The sequence below is a fragment of the Curtobacterium sp. 458 genome (genome assembly GCF_030406605.1).
Lineage (GTDB): Bacteria > Actinomycetota > Actinomycetes > Actinomycetales > Microbacteriaceae > Curtobacterium.
The window spans coordinates 1,386,733-1,412,285 of sequence record NZ_CP129104.1; the positions used below are offsets into that span (position 1 = coordinate 1,386,733).

Below are 25,553 nucleotides of genomic sequence, written 5' to 3' on the forward strand. Positions count from 1 at the left end.
CTCTGCCCTGCCGCACGACGAAGGCCGCCCCGATCGGGGCGGCCTTCGTGTGTTCTGCGGCAGGTCAGGCGCGGCGCATGCGGAGCGCCTCGACCGCGAGGGCCTCGGTGCCGTACCGGCCGACCTCCTGCGCCCAGGCCGGGTCGTCGCCGCGGAGGGCGATGTACTCGGAGCGCTGTCGGCACACGTAGCCGAGGACGGTGGTGGCGGTGGCGACCTCGACGAAGTCCTCGCGGATGTGGCGCGTCGACACCTTCGCGTTGCGGCGGAGCGTGTCGAGGAGCAGTTCGTCGCTCATGGTCGTGTGGGTGGCTGCTGCGAGCTCGACGATGCGGCGCGCGCCGTCGGCGCTGGTGTGCGTGGCTTCGATGGGCTCGATCACGGTGTACCCCGTTCGTTCGCTGGTGGTGCTGTCGTGCAGGACCCGGTGCTCGGATCCGGGAACGACACTATCGGCGCCCACCCAACAGCTCGCTGAACGCGGACTGAACTGTGCCGTGGAACGGACAAGAGTCAGCTGTGGAGGGTTTGTACCCCGATCGCTTCTGAGGTGGGCCCCGTGGGGCTCGAACCCACGACCCTCGGATTAAAAGTCCGGTGCTCTACCAACTGAGCTAGAGGCCCTCACCCGCAAGGCTAGCGGGTGAGGGCCTCCGGTCGAGAAACGAGCGCGTCAGCTCCGGCGTCCGGTCAGGGTCCGCAGCAGCCACATGACGAGCGCGATGACGAGCAGCACGATGCCGACCCACAGCAGGAACTTCAGGCTGGCGGCGAAGCCACCGACGAACAGCAGGATGACCGCGATGACGGCCAGGATGATGAGCAGGGCGTTCATGAGGGTCCTCTCCTTCACGTCCGGGAGGGGTGCCTCCCTGCCGGACAACCGTACGCGCGAGCGGCCCGTTGCGTTCTCGGCGAACGGGGGACGTGCTGCGTCGGTGGCCGCGCCTACACTGTCGCGGTGCCTCGCGATCACCACCGTCCCGTCCACTTCACCGATGCCGAGTTCGCCGCGATCCAGGGCGGGGAGGACCCGGCGGTGGTGAACCGCGTCGCGCACGAGACCGCGAACGCCCTGCTGCACCGCGTGCGCCAAGATCCGGACCCGGCGGTCGTGGAGCGCCTCGTGACCTACACGGACGTGCACGGCATCGACGCGATCGCCGAGCTCTGGGCGCGGGTGGGGGCGCACACGCTGCCGGGGGCGCTCTGGCGGATCTACCTCGTCCGGACGGTCATCCGTCAGGCGCCGGAGGAGATCGCGTACCTCTTCGCCCGTGGCACGGAACGGATCGGCACGATCGACCAGGCGGTCGCCGGCGCCGAGCAGCCGACGGGGCCCGCGGAGATCCTGACCCTCGCGGACCGCATCCTGCACGGCCTGTACACCGGCGACCTCGCGGTGGCGCTCGACCGCGGCGCTGCGTTCTGCCGGCTCACGGCGGCCGGTGCGACGGCGGTGGCGGACGAGTCCGACCTCACCGCTGCGGACCGCGCGAGCGAGCTGACGACCCGGGCGCTCCGGCTCACCGAGCTCGCGGCCGACCTGACGGAGGCGGCGGCGCTCTGGCGCCGCGACAGCCTCGACTGACGGTCGACCCGCCGGGCGGGAGCCAGCCGACCGAGGCGACCCGCGCCTCCAGGCCGACCAGAGCCAGTGGAGAGGATGAAGCCGAGCCGCAGAAGCGCCTCTCGGCGCGAGGCCGCTCGAAGCGGCGATATTTGGAGCCCGGGGCTTGCTGCGGCCCGGCGACGACCACTCTACGAAACGACCCCTGGACGCGTCGAATCCGTTCTCGCAGGGAGGACACGGATCCGTCCGGGCGCGCCCGCGGAGGTGCCCGAGCAGTCCTCCAATCCGACCGGACGAGGGCACCGAATCATCACCGTGGCGAGGCCCTGACCTCACCACGGCGAGGGGTCCCGTGCGACCCGGTCCGACACCAGTCGGTCAATTCCCTGCGGGTCACGCGGGCCCCTCGCTCAGAACGAGCACCACCACACCCGAAGAGCTGCGTGAGTCCTGGACACCCGCAGCACCCCACGCACAGAGAGGGGGGAAACCTGCGATGCTTGCTCTCGTGGAACGCGACACGAAGCGCTGGGGCTCTGCCGAGCCGGCGCCGCCGTCGCCCGATGAACTCCTCACCAGGGTTGCGAACGGCGACCAGGCGGCCTTCTCCGACCTGTACGACGAACTGTCCGGGCGGGTGCTCGGCCTCGTGACCCGGTTGCTGAAGGACCGTGCGCAGTCCGAAGAGGTCACCCAAGAGGTCTTCCTCGAGGTCTGGCAGCAGGCCGCACGGTTCGACCAGGTGCGGGGCTCCGCGGCGAGCTGGGTGCTCACGATGGCGCACCGCAGAGCGGTCGACCGGATCCGGGCATCGCAGGCCTCGCACGACCGCGACACCCGCATCGGCATCCGCGACTTCGAGGCAGGGTTCGACCAGGTGTCGGAGTCGGTGGAGATCCGCATCGAGCACGAGCGGGTGAGCCGAGCGTTGGCGAAGCTCACCGAGTTCCAGCGCCAGGCGGTGCAGCTCGCGTACTACGGAGGCTTCTCGCACAGCGAGATGGCCGAACAACTGGGTGTCCCGATCGGCACCGTCAAGACCCGTCTCCGTGACGGGATGATCCGACTCCGAGACGAGATGGGGGTGACCTCATGACCGAACGACACGACGACCCGTCCACGCTGACCGGCTCGTACGCCCTCGATGCGCTGTCCGACGACGAGCGCACCCAGGTGGAGGTCGCCCTCGCGTCCTCCCCCGAACTCCGGTCCGAGACCGACTCGCTGCGCGAGACCGCGCTGCAGCTCGCGTACTCGACCGCCCCGATCGAGCCGCCGGCGTCACTCAAGGCGTCGCTCATGGCGCAGATCCAGAACACGCCGCAGGCGGCTCCGCTGGCTCCTGCTGCTTCCGTTCCTGCCGCGTCCGCCGCTGCGGCGTCCGATCCTGCGTCGTCCGACGCCGGCCTGGAGGCGCGACCCGCCTCCGCCCCGTCGCCCGCGTCCGCCTCGGTGTCGGGTCCGGCGGAGACCGCGGCTCGCCGCCGGTGGTTCCAGCGTCCGGCAGCCGCCCTGTCCGCCGCTGCCGCCGTCGCGGTGGTGTTCCTCGGCGTCGGGCTCGGCGTCGGCGGTGTGCTGAACCCGGGCGACGAGTCGCGGCCGGGGACCTCGCAGAGCACCAGCGTCCTCGACGGGATCTACGCGGCGTCCGACTTCCAGCGGAGCTCGACTCCCGTGCAGGGCGGCGGGACGGCCACGGTCGTCTGGTCGCAGGACCTCGGCAAGTCGGCGGTCATCCTCGACGGCGTCGAGGCGGCACCGAAGGGCAAGACCTACGAGCTCTGGTACATCGACTCGAAGGCTGCCGGCGGATCGATCACGTCCGCTGGGCTGATGGACCAGTACGCCGACGGGGTGCACTCCGCGGTGCTGTCCGGCAAGGTCCGGGACGGCGTCACCGTGGGCATCACGGTCGAGCCGGCGGGCGGGTCGAAGCAGCCGACGACGACCCCGATCGCCGCGGTCCCGCTCGACGCGTAGCGGGCTTCCCCCTCCCTCCCTCCCTCCGCGAAACGCGCGCGTCCCGACGAGGCACGTGTCGATCGACACGTGCTTCGTCGTCCCGTGTACGCGCATGCGCTGCCGCGTCGTGACTGCGACGAAGCACTCGTCGATCGACGAGTGCTTCGTCGATCCCTGCACGCGCACGGAGCCGGCCGACCCGTGCCAGGTCCGGCACCGCGGGCCAGGGCGACCACCCGCGGGACCCAGGTGGGTGCGCCGGACGCGACCCGTGCCTCCCGTCCGCCCCTCCTGACCGCAGCGCGGCGTCCAGACCACAGCGCGCCGGCCGACCACGGCGGGACGGCGACCGCGCGACCAGGGCAGCGCCCCGGGCCGCCGACGGCCCCGCCGGACCGAGGTCCGACGGGGCCGAGTGCGCACGACGCGAAAGATGTGCGGCCGCGTCAGCGGATCATCCGAAGCGGCCGGAGACGTAGTCCTCGGTGGCCTGGACGGACGGGTTCGAGAAGATCGTCGCGGTGTCGTCGTACTCGATGAGCTTGCCGGGGTGCCCGGTACCGGCGATGTTGAAGAACGCCGTCTTGTCCGACACCCGCGATGCCTGCTGCATGTTGTGGGTCACGATGACGATCGTGTACTCCTTCTTCAGCTCCTCGATGAGGTCCTCGATGGCGAGGGTCGAGATCGGGTCGAGCGCCGAGCAGGGCTCGTCCATGAGGAGCACGTCGGGCTGCACGGCGATCGCCCGGGCGATGCAGAGTCGCTGCTGCTGCCCGCCCGACAGGCCCATGCCGGGCTTCTCGAGGCGGTCCTTGACCTCGTTCCAGAGGTTCGCGCCCTGCAGGGAGCGCTCGACGATGTCGTCGGCCTCGGACTTCGAGATGCGCTTGTTGTTGAGCTTCACCCCGGCGAGCACGTTGTCCTTGATCGACATCGTGGGGAACGGGTTCGGGCGCTGGAACACCATGCCGACCTGGCGACGGACGAGCACCGGGTCGACGCCCGCGCCGTAGAGGTCGTCGCCGTCGACCTTGACCGAGCCCTCGACCCAGGCGCCGGGGATGACCTCGTGCATGCGGTTCAGGGTGCGGAGGAACGTGGACTTGCCGCAGCCGGACGGGCCGATGAACGCGGTCACGGTGCGGGGTTCGATCGTGATGTCGACACCCTCGACCGCCTTGAACTTCGAGTAGTAGACGTTGAGGCCGTCGACCTCGATGCGCTTGGACACTGTGGACCTTCCGGGGGCTAGCGGGGGAGCTTGGGGGCGAAGAGGCGGGTGATGAAGCGCGCGAGGAGGTTGAGCGCCATCACGATGAGGATGAGGAGCAGCGCGGCCGTCCACGCCCGGTCGACGAACGGCACCGGGTTGGCGCCCTGCTGCGAGTACTGCGTGTACGCGAACACCGGCAGGGTCATCATCGGGTCCTTGAACAGGTCGTAGTTCATCGACGCGGTGAACCCGGCGGTGACGAGCAGCGGTGCGGTCTCGCCGATGACGCGGGCGATCGAGAGCATGACACCGGTCGTGATGCCGGCGAGCGACGTGGGGAGCACGACCTTCACGATCGTCAGCCACTTCGGCACGCCGAGCGCGTACGAGGCCTCGCGGAGCTCCATCGGGACGATCTTCAGGACCTCCTCGGTGGAGCGCACGACGATCGGGATCATCAGCACGCTCAGGGCGATCGAGCCGACCAGGCCGAAGCGGGCACCCGGGCCGAGGAAGAGCGCGAAGAGCGAGTAGGCGAAGAGGCCGGCGACGATCGAGGGGATGCCCGTCATGACGTCCACGAAGAACGTGATGCCCTTCGCGAGCGCGCCCTTGCCGTACTCGACGAGGTAGATCGAGGTGAGCAGGCCGATCGGCACCGAGATGAGCGCCGCGAACAGCGTGATCTCGAGCGTGCCGACGAGGGCGTGGACCGCGCCGCCGCCCTCGGAGATGACGCCGCGCATCGAGTACGAGAAGAACTGCGCGTCGAACCGGGCGAGCCCGTCGGCGAGGACGGTCCAGAGGAGCGACACGAGCGGCAGGACGGCGATCACGAACGCGGTGACGACCAGGGAGGTCACCAGACGGTCGACGGCCTTGCGCCCGCCCTCGACGATGCGGGACACGACGACGATGAGGACGTCGAACAGGACCGTGCCGAGGAACAGCGCCGCGACGACGTTGAAGTCCTTGACCGCGCCGCCGGCGTTGAGCAGGGCGAACACGGCGATCAGGGCGACCCACGAGCCGATGAGGAGCAGCCACGGCACCGACTTGTGCAGCTTGCCGTTGGCGTAGACGTTGCCGGCCATGCCGGACTGACGGAGGGCGAGGGACATCGGGTCGTACCTCTCAGCTCACTCGCTTGCGGACGATGTACCGCGCGAGCATGTTGATGACCAGGGTGATGACGAAGAGGACCAGACCGGACGCGACGAGGGCGTTCAGGGCGGTGCCGGAGGCCTCGGCGAACTGCAGTGCGATGTTCGCGGCGATCGTCGACGGGTTCAGCGACGTGAGCACCTGGAACGTGACGTTGGTCGACACCGAGAGCACGAGCGCGACGGCCATCGTCTCCCCGAGCGCTCGACCGAGGCCGAGCATGATCGCGGAGACGATGCCCGACTTCGCGAACGGGAGCACCGACAGGCGGATCATCTCCCAGCGGGTGGCGCCGAGGGCCAGCGCTGCCTCTTCGTTGAGGGTCGGTGCCTGCAGGAAGATCTCGCGCATCACGGCGGTCATGATCGGGATCGCCATCACCGCGAGGACGATCGAGGCGGTCAGGATCGTGCGGCCGGTGCCCGTGACCTGACCGGAGAACAGCGGGAACCAGCCGAGGTACTCGTTGAGGAACGCGTAGAAGGGCTTCACGAACGGCGCGAGGACGACGATGCCCCACAGGCCGTAGACGACCGACGGCACCGCGGCCAGCAGGTCGATGACGTAGCCGAGCACCGGCGCGAGGCGACGCGGTGCGTAGTGGGAGATGAAGAGCGCGATCCCGAGCGCGAGCGGGACGGAGATCACGAGCGCGATGAGCGCCGACCAGACCGTGCCGAAGACGAGCGGTCCGACGTAGTCCCAGAAGTTCGCCGAGTCGTTCGGCAGGGTGCCGGCCTTGGCGACCAGCGCCGGGGTGCTCTGCCAGACGAGGAACGCCGCGACGAGCACGAGGACGAAGAGGATGAGGCCGCCGGAGATGACCGAGGCGGCGGAGAAGACGCGGTCGCCGACGCGGACGACGGCCTTCGGCTTCGGGATGACGGTGGCCCCTTCGCGGGCCGGTGCGGTCGTCATGCGACTCCTGTCGGAGGTTCACCCGTGGCGGGGAACGGGGAGGTGGGAGGTGGTGCCGTGACGGGCGAGTGCCCGGACGCCGGTCGTGTTGGGTGGGACCGGCGTCCGGGCGCTCAGAGGGCGTTACTTGATGGAGGCGACGGCCTTGGCGGCCTTCTCCGAGAGGTCGCTCGACAGGGCCGCCGACTTGGCCTCCTTCGCGGCGGCGTCCTGCGCGTCCTTCGACACGACGTAGTCGAGGTAGCCCTTCACGAGCTCACCCTTGGCCGAGTCCTTGTACTCCTGGCACGCGATGGCGTAGGAGACGAGGACGAGCGGCCACGCGTTGTCGGCCGTGTCGGTGCGGTTGATGTCGATCGCGAGGTCGTTGTCCGCGCGGCCCTCGACGGTCTTGGAGTCCGCGACGACGGTGGCGGCACCGTCGGCCGAGATCTCGGTGGCCTTGTCGCCGACCATGAGCTTCGCCTTGTCGAGGTCACCGGCGCCGGAGTCGTCGATGTAGGTGATGGCGTTCGAGGCGCTGGCCATCGAGGACGCGACACCCGAGGTCTTCGCGGCGGCGTCACCGACCTGGTACGGGAAGGTCTGGCTCGGCTCCTTGCCCCAGACGTCCTTCGCGTTCGCGTCGAGGTACTCGGAGAAGTTCTCGGTGGTGCCCGAGTCGTCCGAGCGGTGCACGACGGTGATGTTCGCGTCGGGGAGCGAGGCGTCCTTGTTCAGGTCCTTGATCTCCGAGTCGTTCCACTTGGTGATCTTGCCGGAGAAGATGCCCGCGATGGTCTTCGCGTCGAGGGTGAGGTCCTTGACGCCGTCGACCTTGTACGCGATCGCGATCGGGGAGATGTAGACCGGGATGTCGATGGCCTTCGAGTCCGCGGCGCAGTTCGCGAACGTGCCCGAGAGCTCCTCGTCGGAGAGCGCGGCGTCGGAGCCGGCGAAGTCCGCCGCACCCGAGATGAAGTTCTTGCGGCCGGCGCCCGAACCGTCGGGCGAGTAGTTGACCGTGACGCCGGAGGCGACGTTCTGGAACCCGGCGGTCCAGGTGGCCTGTGCGGTCTGCTGCGCGGACGAGCCCGAGCCGGTCAGCGTGCCGGAGAGCTTCGAGTAGTCCGTGCCCGAGCTCGACGAGGCGGAGGCGCCAGCGCCCGCGCCGCCTTCGTTCGAGGCGCAGGAGGACAGCGCGACGGCGCCGACGACCGCGATCGCCGCGACCGTGCCGATTCGCTTGATGTTCACAGGGGTCCCTTCGGGAATGTCAGTGCAGGTGGGACCGCTGCTGGTCCCGCGGGCCGGTGCTGACCCGGGAGCGACTGTAGGGACGACAGATGACCCGGGAGGTGCCCCCGGGTGAACGGCAGGTGAACGAGGCCTTGCCCCGCTCGCGGCACGCGGACACGCACCCGCGGTGGGGTGCAGGATCGGGTCACCGCGCCCAGGCGCGGCGCATGCGTTCGCATGGGCGCCGCCCGGCCGCCGGTGCCGTGTCGGAGCGGCCTCCGGGACCGGCCTGGAGGCACGGATCGCCGCAGCCGCGCCCGCGTCGGTGGCGACGCGGCCGGTCGGTGCGGCTCGGACCGGGGTCCTACGAGGCGATGGTGTTGCGGTGCGTCTCGACGGCGACGAGCTTGCCGTCGGCGATGTGCATCACGGCGAAGTCGCCGACGGACAGCATCGCCGCACGGCGGAGGTCGAAGTGGCGGCTGCCGTCCGCGGTCGCACCGGCGATGCGGGCGATGATGTCCGGGAGCACCGGACCGTGCGAGCACAGGACGGTCGACTTCGCCTTGTCGATCCGCCGCAGCACGACGCCCTTGACGTTCGCGGCGCCGCGGTCGTGGGCGTCCTGGCTGATGTCCGGTGTCGACTGCACGCCGACCTTCGTCCGTGCGGAGAGCGGCTCGACGGTCGCGAGGCACCGTGCCGCCGTGCTCGACACGATCTTCTTCGGGCCGAACGCCGCGACCGGCGCGGCGACGGCCTTCGCCTGCGAGCGGCCGACGGGCAGCAGCGGCCGGGTGGCGTCCGGACCGTCCCAGTCGGAACCGGGGACCGTCTTGGCGTGCCGGAGTGCGATGAGCGCGAACGTCTTGTGCTCACCGGCGGCGGCGCGGTCGGCGAAGCGGTCGAGGATCTCGACGTCCCGGTCGTAGGTGAGCCGGCCGCGGGCGTCGTCGATCGACACCCACTCGACCGAGGCGACTTCGTCGTTGGGGTGGAACCTGCCGGCGCGCTCGAACTCCTTGTTCGACACCCGCGCGGACCAGTAGTGCACGACCTTGTCGCGACCGTTCGGCAGCACGTACTCGGCGGTGCCCAGCGGAGCGCCGAGGTGCACCCGGTAGCCGGTCTCCTCGTCGATCTCGCGGACGGCGGTCGTCGGGACGCTCTCGCCCGGGTCCACCTTGCCCTTCGGGAAGGAGACGTCGTTGTGGTGACCGCGGTGGATCAGCAGCACCAGCGGCCGTCCGTCCTGCTCGCGCCAGACGACGGCTCCTGCCGCGACGACGGGACCGGTGGGACCGCCGCTCACCGAGTCGAGCGCTTCCGGGCCGAGATCTTGCGCATGAGGACATTCTGCACGTCCTGCAGCGGGCGCCCGTCAGCGTCGGTCGAGTGGCGCGTCCACTCGCCGTCGGACTCCAGGTGCCAGGAACTCGTCTCGTCGGCCATCGCGAGGTCGAACATGTCCTGCACCTCGGTCACGTGTGCCGGGTCGGACAGCCGCACGAGGGCCTCGACGCGACGGTCGAGGTTCCGGTGCATCATGTCCGCCGAGCCGATGAAGACCACCGGGTCGCCGTCGTTGTGGAACGCGAACGCCCGCGAGTGCTCGAGGTAGCGCCCGACGACGCTGCGGACGCGGATCGTCTCGCTGACGCCCTCCATCCCCGGCTTGAGCGAGCAGATCCCACGCACCCACACGTCGACCGGCACACCGGCCTGGCTCGCGAGGTAGAGCGCGTCGATGATCTGCTCGTCCACCATCGAGTTCACCTTGATGCGGATGCCCGACGGCTTGCCGGCCCTGGCGTTGTCGGCCTCGGCCTGGATGCGCTTGATGAGCCCCTTGCGGAGGTGCAGCGGGGCGACGAGGAGCCGCTTGAACTTCTTCTCGATCGCGTAGCCGGACAGCTCGTTGAACAGACGGGTGAGGTCCTTGCCCACGGTGTCGTCCGACGTGAACAGGCCCATGTCCTCGTAGATGCGCGAGGTCTTCGGGTTGTAGTTGCCCGTGCCGATGTGGCTGTAGTGCTTGAGCGTCCCGCCCTCCTGCCGGATGACGAGCACGAGCTTCGAGTGCGTCTTCAGCCCGACGAGGCCGTAGACGACGTGGACGCCGGCCTTCTCGAGCTTCCGCGCCCACGTGATGTTGTTCTGTTCGTCGAAGCGCGCCTTGATCTCGACGAGCGCGAGGACCTGCTTGCCCGCTGCGGCCGCGTCGATGAGGGCTTCGACGATGGGGCTGTCGCCCGAGGTGCGGTACAGCGTCTGCTTGATGGCGAGGACGTTCGGGTCCGCCGCGGCCTGCTCGAGGAACGCCTGGACGCTCGTCGCGAAGGACTCGTACGGGTGGTGCACGAGGACGTCCCGTGCCTTGATCGCACCGAAGAGGTCGGGCTTGGTGTTCGGCTCGCCCGGCTGGAACTGCACCGGAGTCGTCGGCACGTGCTTCGGGTAGTGGAGGTCCGGGCGCGCGATCTTCGCGATCTCGAACAGGCCGCCGAGGTCGAGCGGCGACGGCAGGCGGTAGACCTCTTGTTCGGTGATGTCGAGCTCGCGGACGAGCAGGTCGAGGGTCACCGGGTCCATGTCCTCGGTGATCTCGAGCCGGATCGGCGGGCCGAACCGACGGCGGAGGAGCTCGCGCTCGAGGGCCTGGATGAGGTTCTCGGCCTCGTCCTCCTCGATCTCGACGTCCTCGTTGCGGGTGACCCGGAACACGTGGTGCTCGAGCACCTCCATCCCCGGGAAGAGGTCGTCGAGGTGGTTCGCGATGAGGTCTTCGAGCGGGATGTACCGCTGGCGCCCGGACCCGTCGTCGGGCAGTGCGATGAACCGGGAGAAGTTCTGCGGCACCTTGAGGCGCGCGAACTCCTGCCGCTGCGACTTCGGGTTCCGCACCCGCACCGCGAGGTTGAGCGACAGCCCGGAGATGTACGGGAACGGGTGCGCCGGGTCGACCGCGAGCGGCATGAGCACCGGGAAGATCTGCTCGTTGAAGTACTCGCGCATCCGGAGGCGGTCGGCCTCGTCGAGGTCGGACCAGTGCTCGATGTGCAGCCCCGCGGCGTCGAGGTCCGGCTTGAGCGAGTCGATGAACGCGTGCGCGTGGCGGTCCTGCAGCTCGTGCGCCTTGCGGGCGATGTCCCGCAGGACGTCGCTCGGCGCACGGCCGACGTTGGTCGGGACGGCGATCCCGGTGTCGATGCGTCGCTTGAGGCCGGCGACCCGGACCATGAAGAACTCGTCGAGGTTGGACGCGAAGATGGCCAGGAAGTTCGCCCGCTCCAGCAGGGGCTGCGTGCGGTCCTCGCCGAGCTCGAGCACGCGCTGGTTGAACCGGAGCCAGCTGAGCTCACGGTCGAAGTAGCGGTCCGAGGGCAGCGACTCGTGCTCCACCTCGACGACCTCGTCGAAGTCGTCGAGGTCCGGTGCGACGGAGTCGCCGTCGAGCTGCGGTTCGGTGTCCATGCCCACATCCTGCCACCCGCGGCCTCCGCGACGAGGGCCGCACGTAACGGCTGTGGAAACGCCGCGTGAACGGACCCACCGTGCAGGGATCAGGGAGCGGCGTACTGCACGTCGATCGCGTGCTGCGTGAACCCCGACCGGCGGTAGAGCGCGAGCGCCGGTTCGTTGTCGCCCTCGACGTACAGCGCCGCCGCGTCGAGCCCCCGCCCGACCAGACGCCCCCAGCCGGCACGCATGAGCACGCCACCGAGCCCTCGGCCTTGCAGGTCGGGGCGGACGGCCACGGCGTAGAACTCCCCGACGCCGTCCTCGACCTTGATCCAGCACGACGCCGCGAGCCGTCCCTGGTCGTCCCGCAGCAGCAGCAGGTCGTCGCCGGAGAACCACGGGTCGGCTTCCCGCGCGCGGAGGTCCTCGAGCGTCATCCGGCCCTGCTCGGGGTGGTGCGCGAACGCGGCGGCGTTGAGGTCGAGCCAGGCGGTCTCGTCGTCCGGGTCGCCCGAGCGGAACGCCGCGAGCGACCAACCGTCCGGCACCGCGGGCCCGGGAGCCTCCGACGGGATCGGCGCGCGGAGCTGCAGGAGCGTGCGGACGGTCGTCCAGCCGAACCGCGCCGCGAGTGCCCGCGCCGCCGGATGGTCCCCGTGCGCCCACGCGAGCCGAGGCGCCTCCGCGAGCCGAGGCGCCGACCCGGACCCCGCGGCGGCCCCGCCGCCCAGGGCGAGCGCCTGCGTGACCAGGGCCGTCCCGAGTCCGCGGCCACGGGCCTCCAGGCGGACCGCGACCTCGAGCTCACCGTCGCGCACCACGGCGACCCCCTGCTCGTCGCCGAGCACCGTCGCGCGATCCGCGCGCACGTCGACCAGGGTCTGGTCGGAGAACGGCCGCGGCTCGCCCGCGACCGTGAACGCGTCGAGCGCGACGGTCACTGGCCTGCCAGCCGGTCGGCCTCGTCCTCGTAGACGTTGAAGCGGTAGCCGACGTTCCGGACCGTGCCGATGAGCGACTCGAGGTCGCCGAGCTTCGCGCGGAGTCGTCGGACGTGCACGTCGACCGTGCGGGTGCCGCCGAAGTAGTCGTAGCCCCACACCTCGCTGAGCAGCTGCTCGCGCGTGAACACGCGGGAGGGGTGCGTCGCGAAGAACCGGAGGAGCTCGAACTCCTTGAAGGTGAGGTCGAGTGGCCGACCGCGCACCTTCGCGGAGTAGCTGGCCTCGTCGATGACGACGCCGGAGGCCTGGATCTTCGTGCTCGCCGGCTGCTTCGCGGCGCGCCCGGCCGCGAGCCGGATGCGCGCGTCGACCTCTGCCGGACCGGCCGTCTCCAGCACCACGTCGTCGACGTTCCACTCGCTGTTCACCGCGGTCAGACCGCCCTCGGTGACGACGAGCACGATGGGGGTCGGCGAACCGCTCGTCACGAGGATCTTGCAGAGGGCCTTCGCGCCGACGAGGTCGACGCGGGCATCGACGAAGACGAGGTCGCTCTGGGGTGCGTTGACGAGCTGGGCGGCCTCTGCGGGGACGTGGCGGATCCGGTGGCTCAGGAGACCGAGACTCGGCAGGACGTCGCCGGGCGCGGCAGAGGTGAGTACCAGGAGCTGGGCCACAGGACCTCCAGGGCGTGGGGGACGTCGTGGACACATCCTAGTGATGCTCGGGAAGTGGCCCGCCGTCCGAGCGGACGGTGTGGACGGGTGGACGGGTGGACGGGCGGTCGGCGCTGACGGACGCCCGTCGCCGCGCCTGTCATGATGGGGCGCGTGACCGAGCCCGTGCAGCCCGCCGACCAGCGTCGCCTCAATCTGACGTCCGTGCTCCCCGTGTGGCTGCTCGCGGTCGTCGGTGCCGTCCTCGTGATCACGCTCGCGCAGAAGGACTCCTTCGCGTGGCTGCTGCTCGTCTTCGTGCTCTGCGTCCTCGTGAGCTTCGTGCTCCAGCTCATCACCGCGACGAAGGACGGCCTCGTCGAGCGGATCAGCATCGCGTCGTCCGGGGCCTTCGTCGTCGTCCTCGTCACCGCGGTGGTGCTCCTGGCGCGTTGAGCCGGTCCGCGTAGACTCGCAGCATGGATTCGCTGCTTGCGCTCGAGCTCTTCTACGTGGGCCTCCTCGGCCTGGCGTCGCTCGCGATCGCGTTCGTCTCGGTGACCGTGATCGTGAAGCTGTTCAAGGGTCAGCGTTGATCGAACTGCCCGAGGGTCTCGCGCCCGAACTCGTCCCGCTCTCCTGGCTCGTCGGCGTGTGGGAGGGCACCGGTGTCGTGGAGTACCCGGTCGACCCCGACGGCGAACCGCGGAAGTACGACTTCGGCCAGCGCGTGAGCTTCAGCCACGACGGTCTGCCCTACCTCAACTACTCGTCCACGACGTGGCTGCTCGACGACGCGCACACGCCGCTCGCTGCCGAGATGGGCTACTGGCGACTCGACCGGCCGCACGAGCCCGGTGACCGCGGCCCCGCGATGCTGCTCGGCGACGGACCGACCCCGTTCGGCACGACCCAGAGCGTCGAGACGCTGCGGAACGCGACCGACGGCTTCGACATCGAGGCCGCGATCGTGCACCCCACCGGCGTGAACGAGCTCTACGTCGGTCGGGTCCTCAAGGGCCGGATCGACCTCGCGACCGACGCCGTCATGCGCTCCCCGAACGCGAAGGACTACTCGGCGGCCACGCGCCTCTACGGTCTGGTCGAGGGCAAGCTCTTCTGGGCGTGGGACATCGCGGCGCTCGGGCAGGAGCTCACCTCGCACGCCTCGGGGCAGCTCGCGAAGGTCGACTGATGACGACACCGTTCGCGTCGCGGCCGGGCTTCGTCGCGGGCGACCGAGGGGTGGCCGTGCACTACGGCAACCCGCTCGGCGAGCAGCGGCTGCTCGAGCGCGGCCGAGCGGTCGTCGAGCTCGGGCTCGGCGTCGTCACGGTCACCGGTCCCGACCGGCTGTCCTGGCTCAACTCGATCACCTCGCAGCTCCTGACCGGCCTCCGGCCCGGCGTCTCCACCGAGACCCTCGTGCTCGACGCCTCGGGTCGCGTGGAGCACGCCGCCCGTGTCGTCGACGACGGCGAGACGGCCTGGCTGCTCACCGAGGCCGACGACGCAGCACCCCTCGCCGGGTGGCTCGACTCGATGCGCTTCATGCTGCGTGTCGAGGTCACCGACCGGTCGGCGGACTTCGTCACGCTCGGCCGGTTCGCCGGGGCCGTCGGCCCCGCGGACGCCGCGGTCGAGTGGGTCGACCCGTGGTCCGAGATCTCGCCGGGTGGGTGGGGCTACGCCGCCCTGGAGGCACACCCCGCCTCCGACTGGACCCTCCGGATCGCCGTGGTCGCCCCCGGTACCGCGGCCGCGATCGCCGCGTCCGACGTCGCCGCCGCTGGACTCCTCGCCTACGAGGCCCTGCGGATCGCCGCCTGGCGTCCGTCGCTGTCGGACGTCGACGAGCGGACGATCCCGCACGAGCTCGACTGGCTCCGCTCCGCCGTGCACCTGTCGAAGGGCTGCTACCGCGGACAGGAGACGGTCGCCAAGGTCCACAACCTCGGGCACCCGCCGCGTCGTGCGGTCCTGCTCCACCTCGACGGCTCGGACGCCGTGCTGCCGGCACCCGGGACGCCCGTGCTGCTCGACGAGAAGGAGGTCGGGCGGCTCTCGGCCTCGGCGGTGCACCACGAGCTCGGGCCGATCGGGCTCGCGGTCGTCAAGCGCTCCCTCGACCCCGACGCGACGCTGACGCTGCGCGCCGACGACGTGGTCGTGACCGCGGCGCAGCAGGTGATCGTGCCCCCGGGCGCCGGAGCGACGGCGAACGTGCCGCGGCTGCCCCGCCTCGGAGCGGTCCGCCGCTCGTAGCCCCGCGGTTCCCGTCCCCGTCCTGCTCCACGAAACGCGCGCGTTCCGACGTCGCACCTGTCGATCACGGCGTGCAGTGCCGGAACGCGCGCGTTTCGCCGACCCCTCAGGCGTCGGCCGGGGCGACGGACGCCCACGGGACGGTGAGCTCGCCGAGGCGCCAGCGCGAGACCCCGTGCAGCACCGGCCAGCCGCGGTCCCGCATGCCGCCGACGGCCGCGAGCCACCGCTGCCGAGGGCCGTACGTGCCGAGCGGCGCCGCGACCGCCCACGCCAGGTCGAGGTCGCGCAGGAAGCCGTGGACGCGCTCGCCGGGCACGTTCCGGTGGATGAGGGCCTTCGGCAGCCGCTCGGCCACGACGCTCGGCACGTCGAGTCCGGCGAGCCGCAGCGACACGGTGAAGGTCCGCGGAGCGACGTCGTCGAGCGTCACCCACGACGCCACCCGGCCGACCTCGTTGCAGGTGCCCTCGACGAGCGCGCCACCCGGCTGCAGACGGTCCTGCATGATCCGCCACGAGTCGACGACGGCGGACTCGTCGTACTGCCGCAGGACGTTGAACGCCCGGATCACCGCGGGGCGCCGGCCACCGGGCGTCGGGGTCTCGAACCCGCCGAGCCGGAACGTGACCCCGTCGCGGGTGCCGGCGTTCGCGAGCGCCACCCGGTCCGGCTCGATCTCGATGCCGGTGACCTCGACGTCCGGCCGGACACGGGCGAGCCGGTCGCGCATCTCGAGCGTCGTCGTCGGTCGGGCGCCGTAGCCGACGTCGGCCACGAGCGGGTCGGACGTCCGGCGGAGGACCGGGAGCGCGGCGATCCACCGGTCGACGCGGCGGAGCCGGTTGTACCCGGTCGTCCCGCGCGTCACGTTCCCGATGGGCATGGACCCCAGGCTACCGAGGCGCACCCGCTCGGTAGACTCGGGGCATGACCTCCACGCTCGTCCTGCTCCGTCACGGCAACAGTGACTGGAACCAGAAGAACCTGTTCACCGGTTGGGTCGACGTCCGACTCAGCGAGCTGGGCGAGAAGGAGGCGAAGCGCGCCGGCGAGCTCATCGCCGAGTCGGGCATCGTCCCCGACGTCCTGTACACCTCGCTGCTCACCCGCGCGATCCAGACGGCGGACATCGCCCTGCTCGAGGCCGACCTCGCCTGGCTCCCGGTGAAGCGCGACTGGCGCCTCAACGAGCGCCACTACGGCGACCTGCAGGGCAAGGACAAGGCCCAGACGCTCGAGGAGTACGGCGAGCAGCAGTTCATGGAGTGGCGCCGCTCGTTCGACGTCCCACCGCCCCCCATCGCCGACGACGCCGAGTGGTCGCAGGCCGGTGACCGCCGCTACGCCGGCCTCGGCGACCAGCTGCCGAAGACCGAGTCGCTCAAGCTCGTGATCGACCGGCTGCTGCCGTACTGGGAGTCCGACATCACGAAGGACCTCGGCGAGGGCAAGACGGTGCTCGTCACCGCGCACGGCAACTCGCTGCGGGCGCTCGTGAAGCACCTCGACGGCATCTCCGACGACGACATCGCGGGCCTCAACATCCCGACGGGCATCCCGCTCGTGTACGAGCTCGACGACGACTTCCGTCCGACGAAGCCCTCGTACTACCTCGACCCCGAGGCCGCCGCTGCCGGTGCCGCCGCCGTCGCCGCCCAGGGCGCCAAGAAGTAGCACCCAGCACGACGACGAACGCCCCGCCGGACCCGGGCGGGGCGTTCGTGCGTCAGACGAAGTGCGACGCGATCTCCTGCACGAGGGCACCGACGTCGTAGGGCTCCGCGGTGTCGACCCGCACGACCGGCACGCCGGGCAGCCCGATCGGGCCGGCCGTCGCCTCGTGCTCGTCCCAGAACGCGAGCACCGCGGCGAGGTCCCCGTGCACGTCGTGCCGCACCGGGAGGGTGCCCGGCTCGTAGCGTTCGCGCAGCCGCTCGTCGGCGGTGGCCCGGTCGACGTCGCACCACACCTCGACGACGCGCGGCGACCCGGCGGAGGCGAGTCCGGCCTCCAGGAGGTCGCGATCACGTGACGGGAGCCAGACGGCGTCGAGGACGACCCCGTTCTCGACGGCCCGTGCCATGGACCACATGGTGTCCATGGCGATCCCGCCGAGGTCGCGGGAGGCGATCATCGGACCGGCGAGGTCCGCCAGGGGTTCCTTGATGCGGTCCTTCGACAGGAAGGGGCAGCCGAGCACCTCGGCGAGGGCGGCGCCCACCGTGCTCTTGCCCGAACCGGGCATGCCGTTGACGACGATCGCGACCTGAGCCATGCCACGATCCTCCCGTCAGAGCCGGGAGACCGCAAAACCGCCCGTCAGGCGGGCGAGGTCGTCACCGACGCTGCGCCGGCCCAGTCGCCGGTCGCCAGGTACTCGACCTTCTTCGCGATCGACACCGCGTGGTCGGCGAAGCGCTCGTGGTACCGCGAGGCCAGGGTCGCGTCGACGGTGTCGATCGGGTTGCCCTTCCAGGTCTCGCCGAGCACGAAGTCGAAGACGCTTGCGTGCAGCTCGTCGACCTGGTCGTCCTCGTCGCGGATCTCGGCGGAGAGCGCGATGTCCTCGGTGGCGAGCAGCCGGGTGAGTTTCTGCGCCATCGCGACGTCGTGCGCGCCCATCTTCTTGAAGGTGCCGCGGAGGCCCTTCGGCACGACCTTCTCGGGGAAGCGCTGCCGCGCGAGCTGCGCGATGTGCTCGGCCATGTCGCCCATGCGCTCGAGCGAGGAGCTGACCCGGAGCGCGGTGACGACGACGCGGAGGTCGCGGGCCACGGGCGCCTGGCGGGCGAGGATGTCGATCGCGACCTCGTCGAGGCTGTTCGCGGCCTCGTCGATCTTGGCGTCGTCGGCGATGACCTCCTCGGCCAGCGCGACGTCGGACTCGCTGAAGGCCTGGGTGGCCCGGGTGATGGCGGACTCGACGAGCCCGGCGATCTCGGTCAGTCGCTCCTGGACGTCCTGGAGTTCCTGCTGGAACACTTCGCGCATGGGGGATGTGCCTCTCGTTGCGGTACCGGACGAGTGTCGTCATCCCAGGTGAACGGACGGTGACGCGCGGTTGAACGTCTGACCGAACGGGGCCGGAACCGTGCGGAACCGGGGTGAACGGCGTCCGAACCGGGCATGACCATCCCTACACTGACGGCATGGACAACGCGTGGCTCGTGCCACTGTCGATGCTCCTCGGCGGGGTCTTCGGCGCGGGCGTCGTGGTGCTGATCATCACCGCCGAGCGCACGGCCCGTGCAGCCGACGTCGCGGAACGGACGCTGCCGGACGGCGTCGCCGCGGTGATCGCCACGATGCACAACCCCGCCGTGGTCGTCGACCCCTCGAACACCGTCGTGGCGGCCTCGCCGCAGGCGCTCACGGTCGGGTTGGTCGTGCGCCGACGGCTCGTGCACAAGGAACTCCGGGACCTCGTGGACCGGGTGCGCGCGAGCGGGGAGATGGGCTCCGAGGACATGGAGCTGCCCCGCGGTCGGCACGGTGAGCTGATCGGCTACCTGAGCTTCCGGGCGGCGCAGCTCGGCAACCGGTACGTGCTCGTCACCGCCGACGACCTCACCGAGAGCCGGCGCATCGACGAGGTCCGGCGGGACTTCGTCGCCAACATCTCGCACGAGCTGAAGACCCCGATCGGCGCCATCGGCCTGCTGTCCGAGACCCTCGTGGCCGCCGCGGACGAACCGGAGCACGTGCGGAAGTTCGCCGCGCAGCTCGTCACCGAGTCCGAGCGGCTCGGCGCGCTCACGAAGGACATCATCGAGCTGTCCCGCCTGCAGTCGGTCGACGCGCTGGAGTCCAGCGAGGAGACGTCGATCGACCGCATCGTGCAGGCGGCCGTCGACGCCAACGAGGTCGTGGCCCGCGCCCGGGACATCGACATCGTCCGCGCGAAGAAGACGAAGCTCCGCGTGATGGGCGACCCCGGACTCCTGCAGGTGGCGGTGTCGAACCTCATCGCCAACGCCGTCAAGTACTCGCCGGACCACACCCGCGTCGGCGTCGGTGTCCGGAGCACGAAGGGCTTCGTCGAGATCGCCGTCACCGACCAGGGCGTCGGCATCCCCGAGGCCGACCTCGACCGCGTGTTCGAACGGTTCTACCGCGTCGACCCCGCGCGGTCGCGGGCCACCGGCGGCACCGGGCTCGGTCTCGCCATCGTCAAGCACGTCGTCGGCAACCACGGCGGCGACGTGCGCGTCTGGTCGCAGCCCGGCAAGGGCTCGACCTTCACCATCCGCCTGCCCGAGGCGGACACCGACCTGACCACCGCACTCGAAGAGCAACTGGAAGAGCAGCCATCGTGACCAAGATCCTCATCGTCGACGACGAGCCGGCCCTGAGCGAGCCCCTGGAGTTCCTGCTGCAGCGCGAGGGGTACGAGACCTCCGTCGCCGCCGACGGCGTGACCGCGCTGTCGAAGTTCGACGCCGAGAACCCCGACCTCGTGCTGCTCGACCTCATGCTGCCGGGGCTCTCCGGCACCGAGGTCTGCCGACAGATCCGCACCCGCTCGAACGCACCCATCATCATGCTGACGGCGAAGGACTCCGAGGTGGACATCGTCGTCGGGCTCGAGCTGGGCGCCGACGACTACGTGACCAAGCCGTACTCGACGAGGGAGCTCCTCGCCCGCATCCGCGCCGTCCTCCGTCGTCGGACCGAGGACGACCCGGGGGACTCGGGCATCCTGCAGGTCGGCGGCATCCGCATGGACGTCGAGCGTCACACGGTGTCCGTCGACGGCTCGGAGACGCCGATGCCGCTCAAGGAGTTCGAGCTCCTCGAGCTGCTGCTCCGCAACGCCGGTCGGGTGCTCACGCGCGGCCAGCTCATCGACCGCGTGTGGGGCTCGGACTACTTCGGGGACACGAAAACGCTCGACGTGCACATCAAGCGCCTCCGGTCGAAGATCGAGCGGGTGCCGAGCGCGCCGGAGCTCCTCGTGACGGTCCGCGGTCTCGGCTACCGCATCGAGGCGTAGCGCGCCGCGTCACGCGGAGGGCGCGCGTCCGCCCCGCGGCCGGGTCGCAACGCACTGGAGGCGCGGGGCCGGTCTCGGGGACCGGCTCCGCGCCTCCAGGCGGTCGCGCTGTGTGACGGGCGCTGGGCGCTACGGGTTGATCGGGGCCTCGGTGGTCGCGTCACCCGACGGCTCGTCGGTGCTGCCCGAGGTCGCTGCGTCGGAGGGCTCCGACGTCTCGCTCGGCGCCGAGGTGGGCGCGAGGGTCGCGTACTCCTCCTGCGCGGTGGTCAGGACAGGCACGTTCACCGAGACACCCTCGGCACCGGAGTAGGAGAAGTAGACCTTGACGAGCGAACCGGGCTTCGCGTCGGCCTGGTCGAACACGACGTCGGTGCCGGGCGCCGGGGTCGAGCCCTGCGTCCCCTCGCCGTTGGACTCGGTGCCCTTGGTCGGGGTGGGCGTCGCGGCCGAGCCGGACGCCGCGAGGTCGACCCGGGAGTTCTTCGGGACGTCGATCATCTCGGTGTCGCCGCCGACCTCGATCGAGAGCGTGGCGTCGTCGGAGTCGGAGTTGTTCACGAACGTGCCGATGAAGCGGGCGCTCTCGCCGTCGTCCGAGATGAGCAGGGCGTTCCGGATGTCGATCGAACCCGTCTTGGCGTTCACGCCGTCGGTGACCTGCTGGATCTCGGCAGTGCCGACCGGCGAGACGAACTCGCACCCGGTGGCGCCGAGCGCGATGGTTGCCGCAACGGCGACGGACACGAGTACCCGAGCTCGCAAGAGATTCCTCCGGAAGATCACGTTTGGGGACCGGACGGTCCGACCCCATCCTAGCGATCACCTGGGAGGGCGAGTGCCCAGGGCACCCTTACCCGAACACCCCTTGTGGTAAACTGGGTGTCTCGGAACGGAGCCTGATACATGCAATTCGAGGTCGGCGAGACCGTGGTCTACCCCCATCACGGGGCGGCAACCATCTCTGAAGTGAAGACGCGCGTCATCAAGGGCGAGGAAAAGGTCTACCTGAAGCTGCGTGTGACGCAGGGTGACCTGACGATCGAGGTCCCGGCGGACAACGTCGACCTGGTCGGCGTGCGCGACGTGATCGGCAAGGAAGGGCTCGACAAGGTGTTCGAGGTCCTCCGGGCACCGTTCACCGAGGAACCCACCAACTGGTCCCGCCGGTACAAGGCGAACCTCGAGAAGCTCGCCTCAGGCGACGTCATCAAGGTCTCCGAGGTCGTCCGCGACCTCTGGCGCCGCGACCAGGACCGCGGGCTCTCCGCGGGCGAGAAGCGCATGCTCGCGAAGGCCCGGCAGATCCTGATCTCCGAGCTCGCGCTGGCCGAGAAGACCGACGAGGACAAGGCATCGACCGTCCTCGACGAGGTCCTCGCCTCCTAGCGCGTCCGAAGCACTGGACACCACTGCGACCGCTCTGCTCCCCTCCGGGGTGAGCAGGGCGGTCGTCGTCGTCGCGGCAGGGTCCGGCACGCGGCTCGGCATCGGCACCGCCAAGGCCTTCGTCCCCGTCGCCGGGCAGGTGATGCTGACGCGGGCGCTCGAGCCGCTGTTCACCCTCGCGTCCCCGACGCTCGTCGTCGTGGTCGCCCCGGCGGCGCTCCTCGACGAGTGTCGTGCGTTGGTCGCCTCGGTCGCGGGCACGGCGGTGGCGTACACCGCGGTCGTCCCCGGGGGGTCCGATCGCCACGCGTCGGTCCAGGCCGGTCTGGCAGCGCTGCCCGACTCGGTCGACGTCGTGCTCGTGCACGACGCCGCGCGGTGCCTGACCCCGGCCACGCAGTTCGAGCGGGTCTTCGACGCGGTGACGACGACGGGCGACGGGGTCGTCCCGGCCCTGCCGGTCGTGGACACCGTGAAGCGCGTGGACGGCGACGTCGTGCTCGAGACCGTCGACCGGTCGGCGCTCGTGGGGGTCCAGACGCCGCAGGGCTTCCCGCTCGCGGCACTCCGCCAGGCCTACGCGGTGTCCGAGCGCTCCGAGACCGACGACGCGGGCGTCTTCCAGGCAGCCGGACGCACGGTCCGGTTCGTCCCGGGTGATGCCGACGCCTTCAAGATCACCACGGCGTGGGACCTCGGTCGCGCCGAGTCGGTCGTCCGGGCACGTGCGGGTGCCGAGCAGGCGGGCGTCCGGATCGGCCTCGGGGTCGACGTGCACGCGTTCGACGCGGCCGCGCCGTGCCGGGTCGGGTTGCTCGACTTCCCGGGGGAACCGGGCCTCTCCGGACACAGCGACGGCGACGCGGTCGCGCACGCGGTGTGCGACGCGCTGCTCTCGGCCGGCGGCCTCGGGGACATCGGCGGACGCTTCGGCACGTCCGATCCGCGGTACGCCGGAGCCACCGGGGACGTCTTCGTGCGGGGTGCGGTCGAGCTCCTCGCGTCCGTGGGGTTGGCACCGTCGGCGATCACGGTCCAGGTGATCGGCAACCGACCGCGGATCGGTCCCAGGCGTGCGGAGATGCAGGACGCGCTCGCGGCCGTCGTGGGTGCCCCCGTCGCGGTGTCCGGCACGACCACGGACGGTCTCGGCTTCACCGGTCGGGGCGAGGGGCTCGCGGCGATCGCGACCGCCGTCGTCCGGCAGGCCTGACGGACCGCGACAGACCGGCGTCCTAGGCTTGGGGCGTGACCGTTCGCCTCCACGACTCCCGCGCCGCCGCCGTCGTCGACCTCGTGCCCCTGGTCGACGGACACGTGAGCGTCTACGTCTGTGGCCCCACGGTGCAGTCGTCGCCGCACATCGGGCACCTCCGCTCCGCGCTCGTCTACGACATCTGGCGTCGGTGGCTCACGTACCGCGGCTACCGGGTGACGCTCGTCCGGAACGTCACGGACATCGACGACAAGGTGCTCGACCTCGCGGCCGGCACCGACGAGGAGTGGTTCGCCCGCGCCTACCGCGTCGAGCTCGAGTTCACCGCGGCGTACCGTGCGCTCGGCATCCTCCCGCCGACGTACGAGCCGCGGGCGACGGCGAGCGTGCCGCAGATGCACGAGATCATCGAGCGACTCATCGAGCGCGGGCACGCGTACGCCGCGCAGGACGGCTCGGGCGACGTCTACTTCGACACCGGCAGCTGGGCGTCGTACGGCGCGCTCACCCGGCAGCGTCGCGAGGACATGGTCGACGCCGCCGACGCCGATCCCCGTGGCAAGCGCGACCCCCGGGACTTCGCGCTCTGGAAGGGCCGGAAGGACGGCGAGCCCGACACCGCGGTGTGGGACAGCCCCTGGGGTCCCGGCCGTCCGGGCTGGCACATCGAGTGCTCGGCGATGAGCCGGCGGTACCTCGGCCCGGCGTTCGACATCCACGGCGGCGGACTCGACCTCCGCTTCCCGCACCACGAGAACGAGCTCGCGCAGTCGACGGCCGCGGGGGACCCGTTCGCGACGTACTGGCTGCACAACGGTCTCGTGACCGTCGAGGGCCAGAAGATGTCGAAGTCGCTCGGCAACTCGATCTTCGCCGCCGACTTCCTCGCCGCCGCGCGTCCCGAGGTCGTCCGCTACTTCCTCGGCGCCGCGCACTACCGCTCGTCGATCGACCACCACGACGGCTCGCTCGCCGAGGCCGAGGCCGCGTACGACCGCATCGCCGGCTTCCTGTCCCGCGCTGCTCCGCGCCTCGAGGGCGTGCAGCTCCACGACGCTCCGGGCGTGCCGGACGCCTTCGCCGAGGCGATGGACGACGACCTCTCGGTGCCGCAGGCCCTCGGGGTGCTGCACGAGACGGTCCGTGCCGGGAACGCCGCTCTCGACGCCGACGATGCGGACGCGCTCGGTCTCGCGTACCATCAGGTGGCCGCGATGGTGGAGGTGCTCGGCATCGACCCGCGAGCGGCCCACTGGTCGAGCGGCGGTCAGGACACCTCGGCCGCCCCGCTCGCAGCCCTCGTCGAACGCCTCGTGCAGGAGCGTGCCGACGCCCGGGCCGCACGGGACTTCGCGACGGCCGACCGCGTGCGTGACGACCTCGCCGCCGCGGGCATCACCATCGAGGACACCGCAGCGGGTACACGCTGGAGCATCGCCTGACCACGGCCGTGCCGAACAGGAGCTGAGCATGAAGAACGTTTCCGGGAGCAAGAAGGGCCGTCCGGGCGCCGTCCGGTCGGGCCGCAAGGGCAACAAGCAGGTCGGCTCCGGCGGCCAGGGCGCACAGGCGCTCGAGGGACGCAAGCCGACGCCGAAGGCCGAGGACCGCCCGTACCACCCCGCCGGCAAGCGGAAGGCGGCGAAGGAGCGGCTCGACGCCGCCCGTGGTCGTCACGGTGCCTCGAGCGCTCCGCAGCAGCGGTCCGGGCGTCCGCCGCAGCGCAAGAGCGACGACTCCGAGCTCGTCACCGGTCGGAACTCCGTGCTCGAGGCCCTGCGCACCAAGACGCCCTCGACCACGCTCTACGTCGCGTCCCGCATCGAGGTCGACGACCGCGTCAAGGAGATCCTTGCGCTCGCCAACCACCGCGGTGTGCCGATCATCGAACTGATGCGCCCCGAGCTCGACCGCATCACCGGGCACGACAGCGTCCACCAGGGCGTCGCGCTCAAGGTCCCCGCGTACGAGTACGCCGTGTCCGAGGACATCGTCGAGCGGGCGTTCGCCAAGGACGAGGTCCCGCTCATGGTCGCGCTCGACGGCATCACCGACCCGCGCAACCTCGGGGCGATCATCCGGTCGACCGCGGCCTTCGGCGGGCACGGCGTCATCGTGCCGCAGCGTCGCTCGGTGGGTGTGACCGCGTCGGCGTGGAAGACCTCCGCTGGTGCCGCCGCCCGCACCCCGGTCGCGATGGCGCCGAACCTGACGCAGACCCTCAAGTCGCTCAAGTCGATGGGGCTGTTCGTCCTCGGGCTCGACGGCGACGGTGACGTGGAGCTCGACGGCCTCGAGCTCGCCGACCGCCCGATCGTGATCGTCGTCGGCTCGGAGGGCAAGGGCCTGTCGCGCCTCGTCACCGAGACCTGCGACGCCATCGTGTCGATCCCGATCTCGTCGGCGACGGAGTCGCTCAACGCGGGCATCGCGGCGAGCGTCACCCTGTGGGAGGTCGCCCGGCGCCGTCGCGCCGCGTAGCCGAGCGCGCGCTCTCCGCGAGCAGGGATGGTCGCCTCCCCGACGGGGAGGCGACCATTGCTGCTCCTGGCGCGGGAAGAGGCCGGTCTGAAG

At 70.8% G+C, this 25,553-nt stretch carries 27 protein-coding genes and 1 tRNA gene; 13 read left to right on the top strand and 15 right to left on the bottom strand.

Annotated elements, in window-relative coordinates; all coding sequences use genetic code 11:
• Positions 1-64 precede the first annotated feature (64 nt).
• The 3 genes from QPJ90_RS06900 to QPJ90_RS06910 form a co-directional block, all read right to left on the bottom strand.
• Positions 65-382, bottom strand: coding sequence for a hypothetical protein (locus QPJ90_RS06900; RefSeq protein ID WP_290133696.1), 318 nt, complete (start codon positions 380-382; stop codon positions 65-67).
• 169 nt (positions 383-551) lie between these two features.
• Positions 552-624, bottom strand: a tRNA-Lys gene (locus QPJ90_RS06905).
• Between the two features lie 49 nt (positions 625-673).
• Positions 674-853: a hypothetical protein gene (locus QPJ90_RS06910; RefSeq protein ID WP_290134279.1), complete on the bottom strand. Its 180-nt coding sequence runs from the start codon at positions 851-853 to the stop codon at positions 674-676.
• Between the two features lie 108 nt (positions 854-961).
• Between QPJ90_RS06910 and QPJ90_RS06915 the strand changes: the two genes are divergently transcribed.
• From QPJ90_RS06915 to QPJ90_RS06925, 3 genes are all read left to right on the top strand, one after another.
• Entirely contained in the window at positions 962-1,591 is a 630-nt protein-coding gene (locus tag QPJ90_RS06915; RefSeq protein WP_290133697.1) for a DNA-directed RNA polymerase subunit beta, read from the top strand.
• Between the two features lie 478 nt (positions 1,592-2,069).
• Complete coding sequence (locus QPJ90_RS06920) at positions 2,070-2,669, top strand: sigma-70 family RNA polymerase sigma factor (protein ID WP_290133698.1); 600 nt, start codon at positions 2,070-2,072, stop codon at positions 2,667-2,669.
• Positions 2,666-3,553: an anti-sigma factor gene (locus QPJ90_RS06925; RefSeq protein ID WP_290133699.1), complete on the top strand. Its 888-nt coding sequence runs from the start codon at positions 2,666-2,668 to the stop codon at positions 3,551-3,553. The genes QPJ90_RS06920 and QPJ90_RS06925 overlap by 4 nt, the downstream gene beginning before the upstream one ends.
• Before the next feature lie 436 nt (positions 3,554-3,989).
• On the opposite strand, the gene pstB is transcribed toward QPJ90_RS06925, so the two are convergent.
• The 8 genes from pstB to QPJ90_RS06965 all read right to left on the bottom strand — a co-directional run bounded on the left by pstB (position 3,990) and on the right by QPJ90_RS06965 (position 13,134).
• Positions 3,990-4,769 (bottom strand): phosphate ABC transporter ATP-binding protein PstB, encoded by a 780-nt coding sequence (gene pstB / locus QPJ90_RS06930; RefSeq protein ID WP_290133700.1) that lies wholly within the window; start codon positions 4,767-4,769, stop codon positions 3,990-3,992.
• Positions 4,770-4,786: 17 nt separating this feature from the next.
• Positions 4,787-5,872 (bottom strand): phosphate ABC transporter permease PstA, encoded by a 1,086-nt coding sequence (gene pstA, locus QPJ90_RS06935; RefSeq protein ID WP_290133701.1) that lies wholly within the window; start codon positions 5,870-5,872, stop codon positions 4,787-4,789.
• A 13-nt stretch (positions 5,873-5,885) separates the two neighbouring features.
• Complete coding sequence (gene pstC, locus QPJ90_RS06940; RefSeq protein WP_290133702.1) at positions 5,886-6,833, bottom strand: phosphate ABC transporter permease subunit PstC; 948 nt, start codon at positions 6,831-6,833, stop codon at positions 5,886-5,888.
• A gap of 123 nt (positions 6,834-6,956) precedes the next feature.
• A complete protein-coding gene (locus tag QPJ90_RS06945; protein WP_290133703.1) occupies positions 6,957-8,069 on the bottom strand; it encodes a phosphate ABC transporter substrate-binding protein PstS in 1,113 nt (370 codons plus the stop codon).
• Between the two features lie 346 nt (positions 8,070-8,415).
• Complete coding sequence (locus QPJ90_RS06950; RefSeq protein ID WP_290133704.1) at positions 8,416-9,363, bottom strand: NUDIX domain-containing protein; 948 nt, start codon at positions 9,361-9,363, stop codon at positions 8,416-8,418.
• Positions 9,360-11,525, bottom strand: coding sequence for an RNA degradosome polyphosphate kinase (locus QPJ90_RS06955; protein ID WP_290133705.1), 2,166 nt, complete (start codon positions 11,523-11,525; stop codon positions 9,360-9,362). Before QPJ90_RS06955 ends, QPJ90_RS06950 begins: the two co-directional genes overlap by 4 nt.
• Positions 11,526-11,614: 89 nt before the next feature.
• Positions 11,615-12,454: a mycothiol synthase gene (gene mshD, locus QPJ90_RS06960; RefSeq protein WP_290133706.1), complete on the bottom strand. Its 840-nt coding sequence runs from the start codon at positions 12,452-12,454 to the stop codon at positions 11,615-11,617.
• Complete coding sequence (locus QPJ90_RS06965; protein WP_058726157.1) at positions 12,451-13,134, bottom strand: response regulator transcription factor; 684 nt, start codon at positions 13,132-13,134, stop codon at positions 12,451-12,453. The genes mshD and QPJ90_RS06965 overlap by 4 nt, the downstream gene beginning before the upstream one ends.
• Before the next feature lie 153 nt (positions 13,135-13,287).
• Here QPJ90_RS06965 and QPJ90_RS06970 point away from each other — a divergent pair, with 153 nt between their 5' ends.
• The 3 genes from QPJ90_RS06970 to QPJ90_RS06980 all read left to right on the top strand — a co-directional run bounded on the left by QPJ90_RS06970 (position 13,288) and on the right by QPJ90_RS06980 (position 15,378).
• Entirely contained in the window at positions 13,288-13,569 is a 282-nt protein-coding gene (locus QPJ90_RS06970) for a hypothetical protein (protein ID WP_290133707.1), read from the top strand.
• A 136-nt stretch (positions 13,570-13,705) separates the two neighbouring features.
• The gene (locus QPJ90_RS06975; protein WP_290133708.1) at positions 13,706-14,308 is read left to right on the top strand and encodes an FABP family protein; all 603 of its coding nucleotides are present in this window, start codon (positions 13,706-13,708) and stop codon (positions 14,306-14,308) included.
• The gene (locus tag QPJ90_RS06980; RefSeq protein WP_290133709.1) at positions 14,308-15,378 is read left to right on the top strand and encodes a folate-binding protein; all 1,071 of its coding nucleotides are present in this window, start codon (positions 14,308-14,310) and stop codon (positions 15,376-15,378) included. Before QPJ90_RS06975 ends, QPJ90_RS06980 begins: the two co-directional genes overlap by 1 nt.
• A gap of 106 nt (positions 15,379-15,484) precedes the next feature.
• On the opposite strand, the gene QPJ90_RS06985 is transcribed toward QPJ90_RS06980, so the two are convergent.
• Entirely contained in the window at positions 15,485-16,264 is a 780-nt protein-coding gene (locus QPJ90_RS06985; protein ID WP_290133710.1) for a class I SAM-dependent methyltransferase, read from the bottom strand.
• 44 nt (positions 16,265-16,308) lie between these two features.
• Between QPJ90_RS06985 and QPJ90_RS06990 the strand changes: the two genes are divergently transcribed.
• Entirely contained in the window at positions 16,309-17,055 is a 747-nt protein-coding gene (locus tag QPJ90_RS06990; protein WP_290133711.1) for a phosphoglyceromutase, read from the top strand.
• A gap of 52 nt (positions 17,056-17,107) precedes the next feature.
• Here QPJ90_RS06990 and QPJ90_RS06995 read toward each other — a convergent pair whose 3' ends face one another.
• The gene (locus QPJ90_RS06995) at positions 17,108-17,656 is read right to left on the bottom strand and encodes an ATP-binding protein (protein ID WP_290133712.1); all 549 of its coding nucleotides are present in this window, start codon (positions 17,654-17,656) and stop codon (positions 17,108-17,110) included.
• A gap of 44 nt (positions 17,657-17,700) precedes the next feature.
• A complete protein-coding gene (gene phoU / locus QPJ90_RS07000; protein WP_290133713.1) occupies positions 17,701-18,372 on the bottom strand; it encodes a phosphate signaling complex protein PhoU in 672 nt (223 codons plus the stop codon).
• A gap of 158 nt (positions 18,373-18,530) precedes the next feature.
• On the opposite strand from phoU, the gene QPJ90_RS07005 reads away from it, so the two are divergent.
• Positions 18,531-19,697, top strand: coding sequence for an ATP-binding protein (locus tag QPJ90_RS07005; RefSeq protein ID WP_290133714.1), 1,167 nt, complete (start codon positions 18,531-18,533; stop codon positions 19,695-19,697).
• Entirely contained in the window at positions 19,694-20,374 is a 681-nt protein-coding gene (locus tag QPJ90_RS07010; RefSeq protein WP_290133715.1) for a response regulator transcription factor, read from the top strand. Before QPJ90_RS07005 ends, QPJ90_RS07010 begins: the two co-directional genes overlap by 4 nt.
• Before the next feature lie 129 nt (positions 20,375-20,503).
• On the opposite strand, the gene QPJ90_RS07015 is transcribed toward QPJ90_RS07010, so the two are convergent.
• A complete protein-coding gene (locus tag QPJ90_RS07015) occupies positions 20,504-21,121 on the bottom strand; it encodes a hypothetical protein (protein WP_290133716.1) in 618 nt (205 codons plus the stop codon).
• A 159-nt stretch (positions 21,122-21,280) separates the two neighbouring features.
• Here QPJ90_RS07015 and QPJ90_RS07020 point away from each other — a divergent pair, with 159 nt between their 5' ends.
• The 4 genes from QPJ90_RS07020 to rlmB are packed head-to-tail and all read left to right on the top strand — an operon-like array spanning position 21,281 to position 25,460.
• Complete coding sequence (locus tag QPJ90_RS07020; RefSeq protein WP_017888066.1) at positions 21,281-21,763, top strand: CarD family transcriptional regulator; 483 nt, start codon at positions 21,281-21,283, stop codon at positions 21,761-21,763.
• A gap of 49 nt (positions 21,764-21,812) precedes the next feature.
• The gene (gene ispD / locus QPJ90_RS07025) at positions 21,813-22,976 is read left to right on the top strand and encodes a 2-C-methyl-D-erythritol 4-phosphate cytidylyltransferase (protein WP_290133717.1); all 1,164 of its coding nucleotides are present in this window, start codon (positions 21,813-21,815) and stop codon (positions 22,974-22,976) included.
• Between the two features lie 35 nt (positions 22,977-23,011).
• The gene (cysS, locus tag QPJ90_RS07030) at positions 23,012-24,421 is read left to right on the top strand and encodes a cysteine--tRNA ligase (RefSeq protein ID WP_290133718.1); all 1,410 of its coding nucleotides are present in this window, start codon (positions 23,012-23,014) and stop codon (positions 24,419-24,421) included.
• Between the two features lie 28 nt (positions 24,422-24,449).
• Entirely contained in the window at positions 24,450-25,460 is a 1,011-nt protein-coding gene (rlmB, locus tag QPJ90_RS07035) for a 23S rRNA (guanosine(2251)-2'-O)-methyltransferase RlmB (protein WP_290133719.1), read from the top strand.
• Positions 25,461-25,553 lie beyond the last annotated feature (93 nt).

Excerpts from the sequence above, each read along its gene's own strand:
- QPJ90_RS06925 (WP_290133699.1), top strand. The coding sequence starts at position 2,666 with ATGACCGAACGACACGACGACCCGTCCACGCTGACCGGCTCGTACGCC.
- QPJ90_RS06980 (WP_290133709.1), top strand. The coding sequence starts at position 14,308 with ATGACGACACCGTTCGCGTCGCGGCCGGGCTTCGTCGCGGGCGACCGA.
- QPJ90_RS06920 (WP_290133698.1), top strand. The coding sequence starts at position 2,070 with ATGCTTGCTCTCGTGGAACGCGACACGAAGCGCTGGGGCTCTGCCGAG.
- QPJ90_RS07020 (WP_017888066.1), top strand. The coding sequence starts at position 21,281 with ATGCAATTCGAGGTCGGCGAGACCGTGGTCTACCCCCATCACGGGGCG.
- QPJ90_RS06985 (WP_290133710.1), bottom strand. The coding sequence starts at position 16,264 with ATGCCCATCGGGAACGTGACGCGCGGGACGACCGGGTACAACCGGCTC.
- pstC (WP_290133702.1), bottom strand. The coding sequence starts at position 6,833 with ATGACGACCGCACCGGCCCGCGAAGGGGCCACCGTCATCCCGAAGCCG.
- QPJ90_RS06990 (WP_290133711.1), top strand. The coding sequence starts at position 16,309 with ATGACCTCCACGCTCGTCCTGCTCCGTCACGGCAACAGTGACTGGAAC.
- phoU (WP_290133713.1), bottom strand. The coding sequence starts at position 18,372 with ATGCGCGAAGTGTTCCAGCAGGAACTCCAGGACGTCCAGGAGCGACTG.
- QPJ90_RS07005 (WP_290133714.1), top strand. The coding sequence starts at position 18,531 with ATGGACAACGCGTGGCTCGTGCCACTGTCGATGCTCCTCGGCGGGGTC.
- pstA (WP_290133701.1), bottom strand. The coding sequence starts at position 5,872 with ATGTCCCTCGCCCTCCGTCAGTCCGGCATGGCCGGCAACGTCTACGCC.
- rlmB (WP_290133719.1), top strand. The coding sequence starts at position 24,450 with ATGAAGAACGTTTCCGGGAGCAAGAAGGGCCGTCCGGGCGCCGTCCGG.
- QPJ90_RS06995 (WP_290133712.1), bottom strand. The coding sequence starts at position 17,656 with ATGGCTCAGGTCGCGATCGTCGTCAACGGCATGCCCGGTTCGGGCAAG.
- QPJ90_RS06955 (WP_290133705.1), bottom strand. The coding sequence starts at position 11,525 with ATGGACACCGAACCGCAGCTCGACGGCGACTCCGTCGCACCGGACCTC.